Annotated in this window: 18 protein-coding genes; all 18 read left to right on the plus strand. The window is 38.3% G+C overall.

The features are described from left to right. Nucleotides 1-54 precede the first annotated feature (54 nt). The 18 genes from eutA (at nucleotide 55) to HMPREF9186_RS00435 (ending at nucleotide 15,175) form a co-directional block, all read left to right on the plus strand. Nucleotides 55-1,485, plus strand: a complete 1,431-nt coding sequence (gene eutA / locus HMPREF9186_RS00350; RefSeq protein ID WP_009730853.1) for an ethanolamine ammonia-lyase reactivating factor EutA — start codon at nucleotides 55-57, stop codon at nucleotides 1,483-1,485. 26 nt (nucleotides 1,486-1,511) lie between these two features. Then, complete coding sequence (locus tag HMPREF9186_RS00355; protein ID WP_009730854.1) at nucleotides 1,512-2,882, plus strand: ethanolamine ammonia-lyase subunit EutB; 1,371 nt, start codon at nucleotides 1,512-1,514, stop codon at nucleotides 2,880-2,882. A 16-nt stretch (nucleotides 2,883-2,898) separates the two neighbouring features. Further along, the gene (eutC, locus tag HMPREF9186_RS00360; protein ID WP_009730855.1) at nucleotides 2,899-3,822 is read left to right on the plus strand and encodes an ethanolamine ammonia-lyase subunit EutC; all 924 of its coding nucleotides are present in this window, start codon (nucleotides 2,899-2,901) and stop codon (nucleotides 3,820-3,822) included. Between the two features lie 16 nt (nucleotides 3,823-3,838). Further along, nucleotides 3,839-4,492, plus strand: a complete 654-nt coding sequence (eutL, locus tag HMPREF9186_RS00365) for an ethanolamine utilization microcompartment protein EutL (protein WP_009730856.1) — start codon at nucleotides 3,839-3,841, stop codon at nucleotides 4,490-4,492. Nucleotides 4,493-4,506: 14 nt separating this feature from the next. Further along, nucleotides 4,507-5,139 (plus strand): BMC domain-containing protein, encoded by a 633-nt coding sequence (locus HMPREF9186_RS00370; RefSeq protein ID WP_009730857.1) that lies wholly within the window; start codon nucleotides 4,507-4,509, stop codon nucleotides 5,137-5,139. A gap of 11 nt (nucleotides 5,140-5,150) precedes the next feature. After that, the gene (locus HMPREF9186_RS00375; protein WP_009730858.1) at nucleotides 5,151-6,626 is read left to right on the plus strand and encodes an acetaldehyde dehydrogenase (acetylating); all 1,476 of its coding nucleotides are present in this window, start codon (nucleotides 5,151-5,153) and stop codon (nucleotides 6,624-6,626) included. 31 nt (nucleotides 6,627-6,657) lie between these two features. After that, the gene (locus HMPREF9186_RS00380) at nucleotides 6,658-6,945 is read left to right on the plus strand and encodes a BMC domain-containing protein (RefSeq protein ID WP_009730859.1); all 288 of its coding nucleotides are present in this window, start codon (nucleotides 6,658-6,660) and stop codon (nucleotides 6,943-6,945) included. 33 nt (nucleotides 6,946-6,978) lie between these two features. Next, nucleotides 6,979-7,260, plus strand: coding sequence for a BMC domain-containing protein (locus HMPREF9186_RS00385; protein ID WP_006596190.1), 282 nt, complete (start codon nucleotides 6,979-6,981; stop codon nucleotides 7,258-7,260). Between the two features lie 167 nt (nucleotides 7,261-7,427). Continuing rightward, nucleotides 7,428-8,069 (plus strand): hypothetical protein, encoded by a 642-nt coding sequence (locus HMPREF9186_RS00390; protein WP_009730860.1) that lies wholly within the window; start codon nucleotides 7,428-7,430, stop codon nucleotides 8,067-8,069. Between the two features lie 16 nt (nucleotides 8,070-8,085). After that, the gene (eutD, locus tag HMPREF9186_RS00395) at nucleotides 8,086-8,712 is read left to right on the plus strand and encodes an ethanolamine utilization phosphate acetyltransferase EutD (protein WP_006597204.1); all 627 of its coding nucleotides are present in this window, start codon (nucleotides 8,086-8,088) and stop codon (nucleotides 8,710-8,712) included. 26 nt (nucleotides 8,713-8,738) lie between these two features. Then, a complete protein-coding gene (locus HMPREF9186_RS00400; protein ID WP_009730861.1) occupies nucleotides 8,739-9,380 on the plus strand; it encodes an ethanolamine utilization protein in 642 nt (213 codons plus the stop codon). Between the two features lie 11 nt (nucleotides 9,381-9,391). Further along, a complete protein-coding gene (locus HMPREF9186_RS00405) occupies nucleotides 9,392-9,670 on the plus strand; it encodes a EutN/CcmL family microcompartment protein (protein ID WP_009730862.1) in 279 nt (92 codons plus the stop codon). 16 nt (nucleotides 9,671-9,686) lie between these two features. Continuing rightward, complete coding sequence (locus tag HMPREF9186_RS00410; RefSeq protein ID WP_009730863.1) at nucleotides 9,687-10,781, plus strand: ethanolamine utilization protein EutH; 1,095 nt, start codon at nucleotides 9,687-9,689, stop codon at nucleotides 10,779-10,781. A 16-nt stretch (nucleotides 10,782-10,797) separates the two neighbouring features. Continuing rightward, nucleotides 10,798-11,244, plus strand: coding sequence for a cupin domain-containing protein (locus tag HMPREF9186_RS00415; protein WP_003006908.1), 447 nt, complete (start codon nucleotides 10,798-10,800; stop codon nucleotides 11,242-11,244). Between the two features lie 234 nt (nucleotides 11,245-11,478). Next, nucleotides 11,479-12,840 (plus strand): cobyrinate a,c-diamide synthase, encoded by a 1,362-nt coding sequence (locus tag HMPREF9186_RS00420; protein ID WP_037613821.1) that lies wholly within the window; start codon nucleotides 11,479-11,481, stop codon nucleotides 12,838-12,840. Then, nucleotides 12,837-13,784: an adenosylcobinamide-phosphate synthase CbiB gene (cbiB, locus tag HMPREF9186_RS00425; RefSeq protein ID WP_009730865.1), complete on the plus strand. Its 948-nt coding sequence runs from the start codon at nucleotides 12,837-12,839 to the stop codon at nucleotides 13,782-13,784. The genes HMPREF9186_RS00420 and cbiB overlap by 4 nt, the downstream gene beginning before the upstream one ends. A 13-nt stretch (nucleotides 13,785-13,797) precedes the next feature. After that, nucleotides 13,798-14,490: a cobalt-precorrin-8 methylmutase gene (locus tag HMPREF9186_RS00430; protein WP_009730866.1), complete on the plus strand. Its 693-nt coding sequence runs from the start codon at nucleotides 13,798-13,800 to the stop codon at nucleotides 14,488-14,490. A gap of 7 nt (nucleotides 14,491-14,497) precedes the next feature. Further along, the gene (locus HMPREF9186_RS00435) at nucleotides 14,498-15,175 is read left to right on the plus strand and encodes a cobalt-precorrin-8 methylmutase (protein ID WP_009730867.1); all 678 of its coding nucleotides are present in this window, start codon (nucleotides 14,498-14,500) and stop codon (nucleotides 15,173-15,175) included. Nucleotides 15,176-15,190: the final 15 nt, after the last annotated feature.

Raw genomic sequence — 15,190 nt, forward strand, 5'->3', positions numbered from 1 at the left:
ATGCAGAAACGATGTTTCAGTGCATTCTTTAGGCGTCTTTTTTGGAGGTTTCCTATGTCGGATAAAATTTTGAGTGTTGGGTTAGACCTAGGAACTGCAACGACTCAACTAGTCCTATCTGAACTTACCATTGAAAATATTGCTTCAGTATTTACAATACCGCGAGTTTATATAACGGATAAAAAAGTCCTTTATAAGAGTGAAATTATTTTTACACCCATCTCACATCAATCTTTGATAGAAGTTGATAAGATAAAAGACTTTGTTATTCAAGAATATAAAAAAGCAGGAATTGAAAAGCAAAATATTCAAATGGGCGCTGTGATCATTACCGGTGAAACGGCTAGAAAGGAAAATGCTAGTCAGGTTTTACAAGCCTTGAGTGGTTACGCAGGTGATTTCGTAGTTGCTACTGCTGGACCAGATCTTGAGAGTATTATCGCGGGCAAGGGTGCCTGTGCTCATCAATATTCTCAGGAACACCATACGTCAGTAGTAAATATTGATATTGGAGGTGGAACTTCAAACTTCGCAGCATTTCGCGAAGGGGACGTCATAGATACTGGGTGTCTAGATATTGGTGGACGCTTGATCAAAATTGATCCAACGACCTATAAAATCCAATACATTGCACCAAAATTACAAGAAATTATTAAACAAGAAAATTTAAGATTGTTCTTAAATGATATTGTCAATAAAGATGAGTTAAATAAACTCATTCAAATCATGGTCCGTGTATTAGAAAAGGCTGTTGGCCTAGATGTTGATGCTCCATATTATGAATTCTTACAAACCAATCATGGTTTGAGGCTAGATTATGAAATTAATTGTGTTTCATTTTCTGGTGGAGTAGCAGATGCTATTACTGAAGAAGCTGTAGCGAATGATTTCGCATATGGGGACATTGGTATCATACTTGGACGCGCCATTCGTCAATCAAAAATTTTCGAACAAAAGAAAGTCATTGAATCGGCTGAAACGATTCGGGCAACAGTTGTGGGGGCTGGTAGCCATACAACAGAAGTTAGTGGAAGTACCATTACTTATATTTCCAAAACATTACCGATTCGAAACATTCCTGTTTTGAAATTAGCCAAGGACGATGAACTAGAAAGTTGCGAAAAATTAACCAAAATCATTCGTGATAAATTAGAGTGGTTCACTTTGGAAAATGAGGTCCAACAGGTTGCTTTAGCACTTAATGGAGAAAAAAGTCCAAGTTTTGTAAGAGTACAAGAATATGCTACAGCCATCGTCCAAGGAATGGGTGAAACGATTCGAAAAAATATTCCCTTACTGGTGGTCGTGAGAGAAGATATGGCTAAAGTTTTGGGACAATGTTTATTTGCTATCTTGCCGAAGGATTATCCTTTCGTATGTATAGATTCCGTTGATGTTCAAAATGGAGACTATATAGACATTGGTAATCCAGTGATAGAGGGATCGGTTTTACCGGTCGTCGTTAAAACGTTAGTTTTTAATTAGGAAATTATTAAAGGAGGAGACTTTAAATGATTTTAAAGACAAAATTATTTGGAAGAGTCTATGAATTCAAATCAGTAAAAGAAGTTCTAGCTAAAGCCAATGAATACAAGTCGGGTGACCAACTTGCGGGCGTAGCTGCTGAATCTTCTGAAGAACGTGTGGCAGCTAAGGTGGTTTTATCACAATTAAAACTTTCCGATTTGTTTAACAACCCAGTTGTACCATACGAAGAAGACGAAGTAACACGCATTATTATCGATGATGTAAACCTTCGAACTTATGAAAAAATTAAGAACTGGACAGTTTCTGAACTCCGTGAGTGGATTTTGGATAACAAACACCAAAATGTAGACATTCAATGGCTATCTCGTGGCTTGACTTCAGAAATGGTCGCAGCGGTTGCTAAGTTGATGACCAACCTTGACTTGATTGTCGCAGCGAATAAGATCATCATCACTAAACGCGCTAATACAACTATTGGTATGCCTGGAACCTTCTCATCTCGTTTGCAACCAAACCACACTACAGATGATCCGGATGGCATCATGGCTTCTACAATGGAAGGTTTTGCTTATGGATGTGGGGATGCTCTTCTAGGGTTGAACCCAGTTGATGACTCTGTAGAAAGTACAAAACGCATTCTTCATAAATTTAACGACTTTATCGAAGAGTACAAGATCCCTACACAACACTGTGTACTAGCTCACGTTACAACTCAAATTGAAGCAATGAACCAAGGCGCTCCAACAGGATTGGTCTTCCAATCTATCGCAGGTTCTGAAAAAGGAAATGAAGCCTTTGGTTTTGATGCGAAAGTGATTCAAGAAGCTAAAGATACGGCTCAAAAAGTTGGTACTTCAGCTGGTCCAAACGTGATGTACTTTGAAACTGGTCAAGGTTCTGAATTGTCTTCAGATGCTCACCATGGTGCTGACCAGGTAACAATGGAAGCACGTTGTTATGGTTTTGCAAAACGCTTTGATCCATTCTTGGTAAATACTGTAGTTGGATTCATCGGACCTGAATATTTGTACGATTCAAAACAAGTTATTCGTGCAGGTTTGGAAGACCACTTCATGGGTAAACTGACTGGTATTTCTATGGGTTGTGATATCTGTTACACGAACCACATGAAAGCCGATCAAAATGATGCTGAAAATCTATTGGTTCTACTTGGTGCAGCAAACGTTAACTACATCATGGCAATTCCTCATGGAGATGATATCATGTTGAACTACCAAACTACTGGTTACCACGAAACTGCAACAATGCGTGATCTCTTGAACAAACGTCCAATCAAAGAATTTGAAGAATGGATGGAAAACATGGGATTGATGAAAGATGGACATCTTACTGAAATTGGTGGAGATGGATCTATCTTTATGAGACAAAATTAGTGAGGAGGTACTGACAGTGAATGAACAAGATTTAAAAGAAATGATTCGTTCTTTGTTAAGTGAATTAGATACGAAGGCTATAACAGAACCTGAAAAAGAGGTGCAAACAGTTAACTCTGATTTGAAGGCTCCTGTGAGTAATCGTGTTCAACCTGATAAAGAAGAAAGCCACATTGAGGATGGAATTATTCCAGATATCACAGAAGTGGATATTCAGGAACAATTTTTAATTCCGAATGCCATTAACGAAGAAGCTTATCGTAAGATTAAAAAATTCACACCAGCTCGTTTGGGATTGTGGAGAGCTGGTAACCGTTACAAGACTGAAACAGTTCTTCGTTTCCGTGCTGACCATGCGGCAGCACAAGATGCAGTATTCTCTTATGTATCAGATGATTTTGTTAAAGAAATGGGATTCATTCCTGTTCAAACCAAAGCGGCAACTAAAGATGAATACTTAACTCGTCCAGACTATGGTCGTGTATTCCCGGAAGATCAACAAAAAATTATTAAAGAATCTTGCAAATCAAATCCAAAAGTACAGATCGTTGTTGGGGATGGATTGAGTTCATCGGCCATTGAAGCAAACGTAAAAGATTTCTTGCCAGCTTTGAAACAAGGTTTGAAAATGTTTGGTCTTGAGTTTAATGAAGTTCTTTTCATCAAACATGCTCGTGTTGCAGCAATGGACCAAATTGCTGAACTTACAGGTGCTGAAGTTATCTGTATGCTTGTAGGTGAACGTCCTGGTTTGGTAACAGCTGAATCTATGAGTGCTTACATGGCTTATAAACCTACAGTTGGTATGCCAGAATCTCGTCGTACAGTAGTATCAAATATCCATAAAGGTGGAACTCCAGCGGTTGAAGCTGGTGCCTACGTGGCTGAAATTATTAAGAAGATTCTTGATAATAAGAAGTCAGGTGTAGAATTAAAATAGAAATGGGGTTTAGATTTTGAGAAATGATAGACTTGGCGCTAACGTATTAAGTGCATTATTGATTTCTAATGTAGATGCAGGGTTAGCAGCATCATTGGAATTGAAACCACATCACAGAAGTTTGGGTATTGTTACCTCTGACTGCGATGATGTAACCTATGTTGCTTTGGATGAAGCAACAAAGGCAGCCGATGTTGAAGTTGTTTACGCTCGCAGTATGTATGCTGGAGCTGGAAATGCCTCAACTAAACTAGCTGGTGAAGTTATCGGTATCCTTGCAGGACCAAACCCAGAAGAAGTTCGTAGTGGCTTGGATGTTGTGGTTTATGAAATTGAAAACGGAGCTAGCTTCTATAGCGCAAATGATGATGATAGTATCCCATATTTTGCTCATTGTATTTCAAGAGCGGGTACTTATTTGTCAGAAGGTGCTAACGCACAAGAAGGAACAGCGATTGCTTACTTGATTGCCCCTCCTGCTGAAGCTATGGTCGGTTTGGATGCTGCTTTGAAAGCTGCTGATGTGACGGTTGGAGCATTCTATGGTCCACCAAGTGAAACAAACTTTGCCGGTGGTTTATTGACTGGATCTCAATCTGCTTGTCGTGCTGCGTGTGATGCATTTGCACGAACTGTTATTAGTATTGCAGACAATCCACAGAATTATTAAGATGAGGTATGCTCATGGTAGAAAAGGCACTTGGATTAATTGAAGTGCGAGGTTTTCTTGGAGCAATTGTTGTAGCAGATGCTGCTTTGAAAGCTGCAAATGTCTCACTATTAAATGTAGAAACTGTTAAGTCAGGTTTGAACACAGTTCAGTTAGTAGGCGACGTTAGTGCAGTAAGATCAGCTGTAGAAGCTGCAGTTGAGATTGCACAGGATCAACCTTACTATCTTCATAGTCATGTGATTGCACGACTAGACTCACAAACAGATTCAATCCTCATTCCAATTCGTAAGGAAGAGAGTAAAGAAGTGTCAAAAGTTGAAACTACCTCATCTGTTGAAGAGAGTGAATCAAATGATCTTGATTCATTAGAAATAACTGAGGTAATTCCAGAACCTTTAGTGTCAGAAGTTGAAGAAACTAGCGTTGAAGAAATTGTTTCCGATATTGTTTCTGATATTGTGGTTGAAGAGGAAATTCCAACAGAAGGACAGCCGAAATATTCTGAGGAAGAATTAAAAAAATTCAAAGTTGTTGAATTAAGAAGTATTGCTTATCGGGAAGATAAAGTCGATCTGTCTAAGAAAGATATTAAATTTGCGAACAAACAACTACTTATTCAAGCTTTACTGAAATTGAAATCATAGGAGAAAGTTGAATGTATATTGAAGATAAAGATCTTTTATCTATTCAGGAAGTTCGCCATTTGATTCAACGAGCTAAAGTTGCTCAACAAAAACTAGCATTGATGAGTCAAGAACAAATCGATACCATTGTAAAAGTTGTAGCTAAAGCTTGTTATGATCAAAGAGAACGTTTAGCCAAAATGGCCGCAGAAGAAACTGGATTTGGTAAGTGGCAAGATAAAGTTCTTAAGAATGCCCTTGCTTCAAAAGGCATCCTTGAAGAAATCAAGGATATGCGCACAGTTGGTATTTTGCGTGAAGATAAAGAAAATAAAGTTATTGAAGTAGGTGTTCCAGTTGGTGTCGTTGCTGGGTTAATTCCTTCAACCAATCCAACTTCAACAGTTATGTACAAAGCGCTTATCGCATTAAAAGGTGGAAACAGTATTGTCTTCTCTCCACACCCACATGCTGCAAAATCTATTAATGAAACGGTTGAAATTATTAAAAAGGCAGCAGTTTCAGCTGGGTGCCCAGAAGGTGCTGTCAGTGTGATTCAACGTGTTTCTATTGAAGCAACTAATGAGTTGATGAAACACAAGGATACAAATCTGATTTTAGCAACTGGTGGGAATGCGATGGTAAAAGCTGCCTATTCTTCAGGAACTCCTGCAATTGGTGTTGGACCTGGTAATGGACCAGCATTTATTGAAAAAACTGCAGATGTTCCTAAAGCTGTTCGTCAAATTCTTGATTCAAAAACATTCGATAATGGTGTGATCTGTGCTTCAGAACAATCAATCATTGTCGAAGAAGAAATGAAAGAAAAGGTTGTCGAAGAGTTCAAACGTCAAGGTGCTTACTTCGTACCAAAAGAAGATGCTAAGAAATTAGGAAACTTCATCATTTTACCAAGTGGAGCAATGAATCCAAAAATGGTAGGTAAGACTCCTCAAGTCATTGCAAAACTAGCTGGAATCTCTGTTCCTGATGATGCGCGTGTCTTGATTGCTGATGGAGAAGGTGTTGGTAAACAATATCCTTACTCAATGGAAAAACTCGCTCCAGTTCTAGGTTTCTACACTGTTAAAACATGGGAAGAAGCCTGTGAATTGAGTATTCGTATTCTTCACCATGAAGGAGCAGGTCATACTTTAGCAATCCATACACAAAATGAAAACATCGTTCGTGAATTTGCTTTAAGAAAACCTGTTTCAAGACTTTTGGTCAACACTCCTGCAGCACTTGGAGGAGTTGGTGCTACAACAGGCTTGTTCCCAGCCTTTACCTTAGGTTGTGGAGCTGTCGGTGGAAGTGCTACTTCTGATAATGTCAGCCCATTGAATCTGATTAATATTCGCCGTGTTGCATATGGTACAGCAGAATTAGAAGATTTGAGAAAGACTGAAAATCAAGAGTGTCTTGACTGTGAAGTTGAAAAACAAGTTGATGAGGAACAATTGGTCGATCTACTTGTTCAACGTGTGTTATCAAAATTAACTAAATAATTTACTTATTTCATAATTGGAGGAAATTAAAATGGCAAACGCAAATGCATTAGGTATGGTTGAAACAAAAGGTTTAGTAGGTGCTATCGAAGCAGCAGATGCTATGGTAAAAGCAGCGAACGTTACATTGATTGGTAAACAACAAGTCGGAGCTGGTTTGGTAACTGTAATGGTTCGTGGTGACGTAGGTGCTGTTAAAGCTGCAACAGATGCAGGTGCAGCAGCAGCTGAAAACGTAGGTGAATTGGTTTCAGTTCATGTCATCCCACGTCCACATTCAGAAGTAGAAGTAATTTTACCACATCCATCAGCTGAATAATTAAGTTTAAGTCAATAATAGGAGGAAAAGAATATGTCAAACGCAAATGCATTAGGAATGGTTGAAACAAAAGGTTTAGTAGGTGCTATCGAAGCAGCAGATGCTATGGTAAAAGCAGCAAACGTTACATTGATTGGTAAACAACAAGTCGGAGCTGGTTTGGTAACTGTAATGGTTCGTGGTGACGTAGGTGCTGTTAAAGCTGCAACAGATGCAGGTGCAGCAGCAGCTGAAAATGTAGGTGAATTGATTTCTGTACATGTCATCCCACGTCCACATTCAGAAGTAGAAGTAATCCTACCTCATAAAGAGTAGATTTTCAAAATTTCTCATGCAGGTAATCAGCAATTAATGTTTTGATAGGAATAAGCATTTTGATGTAAAGAATATTCATTCATGTTAATAGCTGAGCGAGGTTGGGAAGTTACATCTCAACCTCGTTGTATCCCTGTGTTTAATTTGTGGTAGAAGGATGTGAATGCATGACAGTTTATACTGAATCACGAATTAGGAAGCTCATCAAAAATGGTCAGGTCAGTGAGCAAAATGTTCTAAAACTTTCTAGTGAGGACAAATTGACTCCAGCTGCAAGAGGTTTCTTGCATGATCGCCATATTCAAGTAGCTTATTCTGATTCGCCGAATAAAACTCAAACAGAGATTAGTAAACCATTTCATATGACTGTTTCGTCTCTAGAAGAGTCTGCTGTGTATCCACTACTTTTCAAGCTAACGAAACTATATACATATTTTCTAAGATGCCAAAAAGAACTCCATCTTGCTTATTTAGATGAAAAAGTTGATCAATTGGGAAATCTACTACAAATAGTAGAAAAGATGGTCGGCTGTTATATTGAAGAGGATATCTCATTTTATAACCCAAATTTTGGGACAAATGAAGATTTACAGTCAATTCGAGTCATTAAACAGTTGGATCAAGGAAGTGTAAGAGTTGATTACAAATGTGAGGATTGGAAACTTTCTTGCTATGAGTTATATCTTGAAATTGTCAATATCCGAAAGGAATTGACCTTAGTATCGTCTAACAATCAAGATGTTTATGCGGATAAACTAATCACATTATTGAAATCAATTGAAGTTTTAGTGTGGCTTATTTTAGAATAGAATGTGGAGAATAACAATGTCATTTGAAAATTTAATTGATAAAGTTATTGATAGGATTCAAAATGAACTAGACAGCTCCTTTGAAGTAGAAGCTAGTGGTCGACATGTGCATTTAAGTCGCAAAGAATTAGATGCTTTGTTCGGAACTGGTTATGAATTGACCAAGGCGAAAGATTTATCTCAACCTGGTCAGTATGCTTCAAAAGAACGTTTGACTGTAGTGGGTCCAAAAGGAGCTTTTCATAATGTCGTTATTTTGGGACCTGTTAGAAAAGAGTCTCAAGTAGAGGTATCACTTACAGACTGCTTACAATTAGGGGTAAAAGCTCCTATTCGTGAGAGCGGTGATATTGAAGGTACTCCAGGTATTGTATTGGTAAATGGAGATAAATCAGTTTCTTTGGATAAAGGGTTGATTGTAGCAAAACGCCATGTTCATATGACACCTGAAGATGCAGAAAAAATTGGTGTGAAAAATCATGATATTGTAAAAGTTAAAGTTGAAGGGGCAAGACCTTTAATTTTTGATGATGTTGTGATTCGTGTTAGCCCAAAATTTGCAACTTATATGCATATTGATTACGATGAAGCCAATGCTTGTGGTTTTAGCAAAGGAATCCGTGGTCGTATTATTAAAGACTAGTAGTGCTTGTTGGAGGTAGGTCAAAAATGGAAAATCTAGATAAAATCGTAGATTTGATCACAGACCGTTTAATGGATAAATTACAGGTTGAATCATACAAGTCTTCAGTATTTGTTATTGGAGGATTTGATACTCCGGATATCTTGGATAGAGAAGGCTATCAAGTTGTAAAAAATTCAAGTAGTGCTGACATCATTCTAGTAGAATCAATTGGTTTTGATGCAATGCTTCGGATCGCTTCATTGTGTCCACTTACAGCAGATGAGGCAGTAGTGATTAAGAGTCTCTTAAAAGGAAAGAAAGTTTTGGTTTTAAATGAATCATTTGATTTCCATCAATATAAACAGACCTCTAAAGCACTATTGTTCCAAGATCTTCAAGAACAGTACGAAAAACTGATCAGATATGGTGTTCAATTCTATAAAAAAGAAGAATTGGTATCTATCCTTGAAGAAAGTACTGGTGGAGAAAACAATAAGCCTGTCCAAGATGTGACAACAAACAGCTCAACACCTAAAACTGTTGAGAAGGTTGGCTTGCTAACTGAAAAAAAATTAATTGAAATGAATCTATCTGATAATGATAGCATTCGTCTTAAAAAAGGAATGATTGTGACAGCGCTTGCAAAAGATTATTTAAAACGTCACAATATTAATATTGAAGAATAAGGAGCATCGAGATGTTTGTTGGGAAAGTGAAGGGGAGTCTGTGGGCTACAAGAAAAGATGAAAAACTTAATGGATTAAAGTTTTTAGTGGTCGAGCGACAACTGAATGACCATCAAACAGATCCTGCTTTAGTGATTGCTGCGGACTGTATTGGTGCTGGTGAAGGTGATCAAGTAATGGTTACTACAGGAAGTTCAGCTCGGGTGAGTTTGAATAGACAGGATGTTCCAGTAGATATGGTCATTGTTGGGATCATAGATAAAGTTGAATATCAACTGGATGATTATTGAAAGTAGGGAAGAATTTATGAGTATAAATGAAATTATCATTTACATTATGGTTCTCTTTATGCTTGTTGGTGCAATTGATAAATGTATCGGCGGGAAATTGGGCCTTAGTGAGCAGTTTGAAGAAGGAATTATGGCTATGGGAGCGCTAGCGCTTTCTATGGCTGGGATTATGGTTGTAGCTCCATTGTTAGCTGATTTATTAAAACCTATCATTGTTCCTCTTTATGGTTTGGTTGGTGCGGATCCTTCGATTTTTGCAACAACATTTATCGCGAATGATATGGGAGGAGCACCTTTAGCCTTGAGCTTAGCACAAGATAAAGCTGTTGGTGATTTTGCTGCCTACGTTTTAGGTTCTATGATGGGACCAACGATCGTGTTCACGATCCCTGTTGCCTTAGGTATTATCGAAAAATCAGATCGTCCTTTCTTGGCTCGTGGTATTTTGTACGGTTTGGTAACTGTTCCTGTCGGATGTTTTGTTGGCGGATTGCTTGTTCCAGGTTTGTCATTTGGTACTTTGTTAATCAACTTGATCCCTATTGTCATTGTATCTGCCCTTATTTTCCTAGGATTGCTTCTTATTCCAAATGGCATGATCAAAGGTTTTGAAATCTTTGGTCAAATCATTGTTGTGATCGCAACTTTAGGTTTGGCATTCGGTGCAGCTCAACTCTTGACTGGTAATAAATGGTTGCTTGAACTTTATCCAAAAGGTGCAGAAACTCTTCAAGAAGCGTTTGTTGTTGTTGGTTCAATCGCGGTAACCTTGGCTGGTGCTTTTGGTTTAGTGGCTGTCTTTACCAAAGTAGCCAACAAACCGCTTTCAGCAATTGGTAAATCATTGGGAATGAACGAAGTAGGAGCTGCTGGTTTGGTTGCTTCTTTGGCAAACAACATTGCTATGTTCCAAATGTTAAAAGATATGGACAAACGTGGTAAGATCTTGAATATTGCCTTTGCTGTATCTGCTTCATTCGTTATCGGGGACCACTTAGGATTTACAGCTGGACAAGCTCCTAAGATGATTGTTCCAATGATGATTGGTAAGTTTGTTGGTGGGGTTACTGCCGTATTACTTGCCTACTTCTTGACTAAGAAAGAAGCCTAATCGGAGGTATTGGTAAATGGATTATAATCGTACAGATATTGAATCTTTAGTTCGCAAAATTCTTCTAGAAGAATTGGCAGGTAAAGGTTCTGCTAAACGTGTTAGTAAAGCTGGTGTAGCCTCTATTTCACTACCTAGCTTAGATGTTCGTCCTGAAGATCGTTTGGACACAGGAAATCCTGAACATCAAGTCTATACACGTGATCTTTTGACTCTTGAAGAAAGTCCTCGACTTGGCTTAGGTTTGATGACAATGGATAAGACAACATTCCCTTGGCATTTAGACTATGATGAAGTTGATTACGTGATCGAAGGTCGTTTGGATGTTATCTCTGGTGATGAAGTGATGAGTGCCGGTCCAGGTGAAATCATCTTTATTCCAAAGGGAAGCGATATTCAATTCTCTGTTAAGGATAAGGCACGCTTCATTTATGTAACTTATCCAGCAGATTGGCAAGGATAAAGAACTTTCATATCGAATAATTTATAAGGAGCACGATACGTGCTCTTTTTGATTGCGTTTTCATTTTTTTTTCATTGACAAAAACTATAATTTATATTAAAATAAAGACATCTTTAGTGTTTAAGAATGAAGTAGAGCACAACGAGGTGCTAAGTAATTTAATAAAGCAACGGAGCTACAAAAAATAGTGTATTTTTTGTAGCTCTATTTTTTCAAGAAATAGGGGTTTTTAGGATGAAGCAGTTTATGTTAGCTGGTGTATCTAGTGGTGTTGGAAAAACTACCGTAACACTAGCTGTATTAAGAGCTTTAACAGATATGGGTTACAATGTTCAGCCGTATAAAATTGGTCCTGATTATATTGATACTTCTTACCATAGTCGTATTACGAAGAACTCATCTCGTAATCTAGATAATTTTTTAATTCCCGATACAGATTATTTGAAGTGGTCTTATTATCGTTGGCATCAAAATTCCGATGTCGCAGTGGTAGAAGGCGTGATGGGACTCTATGATGGATTAGGAACAGATAAAGATTGTGCCTCTTCTTCATCTGTTGCTAAACAGCTGAATCTACCTGTTGTTTTAATTATTGATGGGAAATCAACCTCGACTTCAGCGGCAGCAATTGTCCATGGCTTTTCTTCATTTGATCCAGCGGTAAATATTGTTGGTGTCATTGTCAATCGTGTGGCTTCGGAAACCCATTATCAGCTGATTAAGGGGGCGATTGAGCGCTACACTGATATAGAAGTCCTGGGTTATTTTCCAAAGAATGTTCAAGTTGAACTGCCTTCTAGGCATTTGGGATTGATTCCGGATGTGGAGATGGATGATCTAGAAGAAAAGTTTTCTATTCTTGGAGAGCAGGCTAAAAAAACCATTCAGTTTGAGCGTCTATTGGAGAAGGTTGATAGAGAGTCAATTGAACTTTCTTCTCCATTCAAACTTGAGAATTCTACCCCGTTAACCATTGCTTATGCACTGGATGACGCCTTTCATTTTTATTACGAAGACAATCTGGATTTGTTAAGAAGTGCTAATGTTGAGCTCATTCCATTTAGTCCCTTAAAAGATGAACGGTTACCGGAAGCTGATGCCTATTATTTTGGTGGGGGATATCCGGAGTTGTTTGCAAAAGAATTGTCTGACAATCGCTCCTTTAGAGAGTCCGTTCTAGACGCTCATCAAAAAGGAATTCCCATCTATGCTGAATGTGGAGGCTTGATGTATCTTGGGAAAACTCTTGAGATGGAAGATCAATCCTATGAAATGGTTGGAATATTTGATGGCACGAGTGTGATGACCAATGGCCTAAAACGGTTTGGTTACTGTTTTGCAACTACCAATGAAGAATCTTTATTTGGTCCGTCTGGTACGGAAGTTCGAGGTCATGAGTTCCATCATTCCATCTTCAATACTTCTGAAAAAACAGTTTTAGAACTCAGAAAAGAAAGAGATGGAGAAGTAGTTTCCAATTGGACAGGGGGCTACCAGAAAGGGAAAACTTTTGCAAGTTACCTCCATGTTCATTTTTATCAAAAGGAACAACTCCTTATGAGTTGGATTGATTATATCTTGGAGTCTAAGAAATGATAGTTATTGCAATTTTTATCGCTCTTCTTCTGGATTGGTTAATCGGAGATCCTTATTCTTGGCCCCACCCGGTCAAGCTGATTGGAAATTTTATTTATGCTTGTTTGAAACTAGAGAACCTAAAAACAAAATTTCCTTTTCTGTTTGGAATCTTTCTGTGGTTCTCCACTGTCGCCTTAACTGTTTCCCTTACTTATGGCATTTTGTGGGGCGCAAGTCAGTTGCACCCTATTCTCTATTGGGGGATTTGGATTTATCTAGCTTACACTTGTTTGGCGACTCGTTCTCTTGCTTTTGAAGCTCTTAAGGTCTACAAAGCTATTCAGTTTGGCTCCATTGAAAAGGCTAGATATCAGGTTGGCATGATTGTTGGGAGAGAAACAGATCAACTTTCCATTCCTGAAATTTGTAATGCGACCATTGAAACGGTAGCAGAAAATGCTAGTGATGGCGTAATCGGTCCCTTATTCTGCCTATTTCTTGGTGGTCCAGTTCTAGCAATGGGCTACAAGGCTATTAATACGCTAGATTCAATGGTAGGCTATAAAACAGCTAAATATCGTAAGATTGGATTTGTTTCAGCTAAAATGGATGATTTAGTCAATCTCATCCCTGCTCGTTTCACCTGGTTCTTTATGTTGGCAAGTGCTCGGATTTTGCAATTGGATTTCAGAAATGCCATTAAGATCGGCTGGAGAGATCGCTACCAACATGCGAGTCCGAATAGTGCTTTCCCTGAATCGGTTGTTGCAGGAGCCTTAGGAATTCAATTAGGGGGGGCTCATGTTTATCATGGCGAGTTGATTTCAAAACCAACCATTGGAGACTCAATGAGAAATGTAGAAGCAGAGGATATTTTAACCTCTATTTCTATGCTTTATATGACAACGACGGTTTCAACTTTCGTTTTGTCAATAATTTATTTTGTTTTTGTAATTTATTAAAAGAGGAGTATGTATGTCCTATATTAAAAACCCGTCCTCCATTGAGGAAAAAAGTTTTCAGATCATTCAATCGGTGATCGACCAGGATCATCCTGGCTATGAATTCCATGAAGACATGGAAGAGGCGATTATTAAACGCGCCATTCATACCACGGGTGATTTTGACTATCTCTATACCATGAAATTTATCAATCATGTTAATGAACGAATCGTTGATGTGATTCAAAATAAAGGGACCATCATTGTGGATTCTAGCATTTCCTTAAATGGGATCAATAAACGGGTGTTGGACCAAATGGGTGTTTCCTACCGTTGCTTGATTAATGATGAAGATGTCATCCAACTTGCTAAGGAAAAAAACATTACTCGAGCAATGGCTGCTATTGAAAAAGCAACAGAGATCGAAGGACCTAAAGTATTTGCTTTTGGTGGTGCTCCGACTGCTTTGTTCCATCTCCTTGATTTGATCAAAGAGAAAAAAGTTGAGGTAGACGCGATTATCGGTGTGCCCGTTGGATTTATCAATGTCTTAGAGTCTAAGGAAGCTTTATTAGCGACTGACTTGCCTGTCATGGTCAATGAAGGACGTAAAGGGGGAAGCACCCTTGTCGTGGCTATTATTAATGCGATTATCTATCAAATGCAAACGATCGTAACAGAAGACTATGTTCGTTATTCAACAGCTTTAAATGATAAAAAAGGATAAGGTATTCATGAGTTATATAAAAGTATCAAATCAGATTGAAGAAGCTAGCTTTAAAAAGATTCAAGAAATCATTGATCAGGAACATCCAGATATTGTTTTTGATAATCCATTTCATGAAGCAGTTTGGAAACGAGTTGTTTTTGCGAGTGCAGATTTCGATTACCTCTACAATATCAAATTTTCAAATGATGCTATCGACCATATTCTAGATGTTATCAAAAATAAGGGAACCATTTTTACAGATACGACCATGGTTCTAGGTGGATTTAATAAAAGAATCTTGGATGAACTAGGGGTGGCCTACAGATGTTTGGTCAATGAACCAGCAATCTTTGAAGAAGCTAAGGCAAAAGGGATCACTCGTTCTATGGCAGCGGTAGAACATGCGGCCAATGAATTGGGTCCTAAATTGTTTGTCTTCGGAAACGCTCCAACTTCTATCTTTAAAGTCTTGGATATGGTAGAAGAAGGAACACTAGTCCCTGATGCTGTTATTGGTGTTCCGGTTGGCTTTGTCGGTGCAGCTGAATCAAAACAGAAGCTTCATGATAGTCCAATTCCTTCTATTGTTGCATTGGGAAGTAAGGGTGGAAGTACGATTGCAGCAGCAGTGGTCAATGCCATTCTGTACCAGTACAAACAAGAAATGGATGATTACCAACGCTTCGTAGTCCCAAATAATTAAGTCGTGAAGGAAATG

Source organism: Streptococcus sp. F0442 (assembly GCF_000314795.2).
Taxonomy (GTDB): domain Bacteria; phylum Bacillota; class Bacilli; order Lactobacillales; family Streptococcaceae; genus Streptococcus.

Coding starts and splice junctions, on each gene's coding strand:
- eutA (WP_009730853.1), top strand. CDS start 55: ATGTCGGATAAAATTTTGAGTGTTGGGTTAGACCTAGGAACTGCAACG.
- HMPREF9186_RS00355 (WP_009730854.1), top strand. CDS start 1,512: ATGATTTTAAAGACAAAATTATTTGGAAGAGTCTATGAATTCAAATCA.
- HMPREF9186_RS00370 (WP_009730857.1), top strand. CDS start 4,507: ATGGTAGAAAAGGCACTTGGATTAATTGAAGTGCGAGGTTTTCTTGGA.
- HMPREF9186_RS00375 (WP_009730858.1), top strand. CDS start 5,151: ATGTATATTGAAGATAAAGATCTTTTATCTATTCAGGAAGTTCGCCAT.
- HMPREF9186_RS00380 (WP_009730859.1), top strand. CDS start 6,658: ATGGCAAACGCAAATGCATTAGGTATGGTTGAAACAAAAGGTTTAGTA.
- HMPREF9186_RS00385 (WP_006596190.1), top strand. CDS start 6,979: ATGTCAAACGCAAATGCATTAGGAATGGTTGAAACAAAAGGTTTAGTA.
- HMPREF9186_RS00390 (WP_009730860.1), top strand. CDS start 7,428: ATGACAGTTTATACTGAATCACGAATTAGGAAGCTCATCAAAAATGGT.
- eutD (WP_006597204.1), top strand. CDS start 8,086: ATGTCATTTGAAAATTTAATTGATAAAGTTATTGATAGGATTCAAAAT.
- HMPREF9186_RS00400 (WP_009730861.1), top strand. CDS start 8,739: ATGGAAAATCTAGATAAAATCGTAGATTTGATCACAGACCGTTTAATG.
- HMPREF9186_RS00405 (WP_009730862.1), top strand. CDS start 9,392: ATGTTTGTTGGGAAAGTGAAGGGGAGTCTGTGGGCTACAAGAAAAGAT.
- HMPREF9186_RS00410 (WP_009730863.1), top strand. CDS start 9,687: ATGAGTATAAATGAAATTATCATTTACATTATGGTTCTCTTTATGCTT.
- HMPREF9186_RS00415 (WP_003006908.1), top strand. CDS start 10,798: ATGGATTATAATCGTACAGATATTGAATCTTTAGTTCGCAAAATTCTT.
- HMPREF9186_RS00420 (WP_037613821.1), top strand. CDS start 11,479: ATGAAGCAGTTTATGTTAGCTGGTGTATCTAGTGGTGTTGGAAAAACT.
- cbiB (WP_009730865.1), top strand. CDS start 12,837: ATGATAGTTATTGCAATTTTTATCGCTCTTCTTCTGGATTGGTTAATC.
- HMPREF9186_RS00430 (WP_009730866.1), top strand. CDS start 13,798: ATGTCCTATATTAAAAACCCGTCCTCCATTGAGGAAAAAAGTTTTCAG.
- HMPREF9186_RS00435 (WP_009730867.1), top strand. CDS start 14,498: ATGAGTTATATAAAAGTATCAAATCAGATTGAAGAAGCTAGCTTTAAA.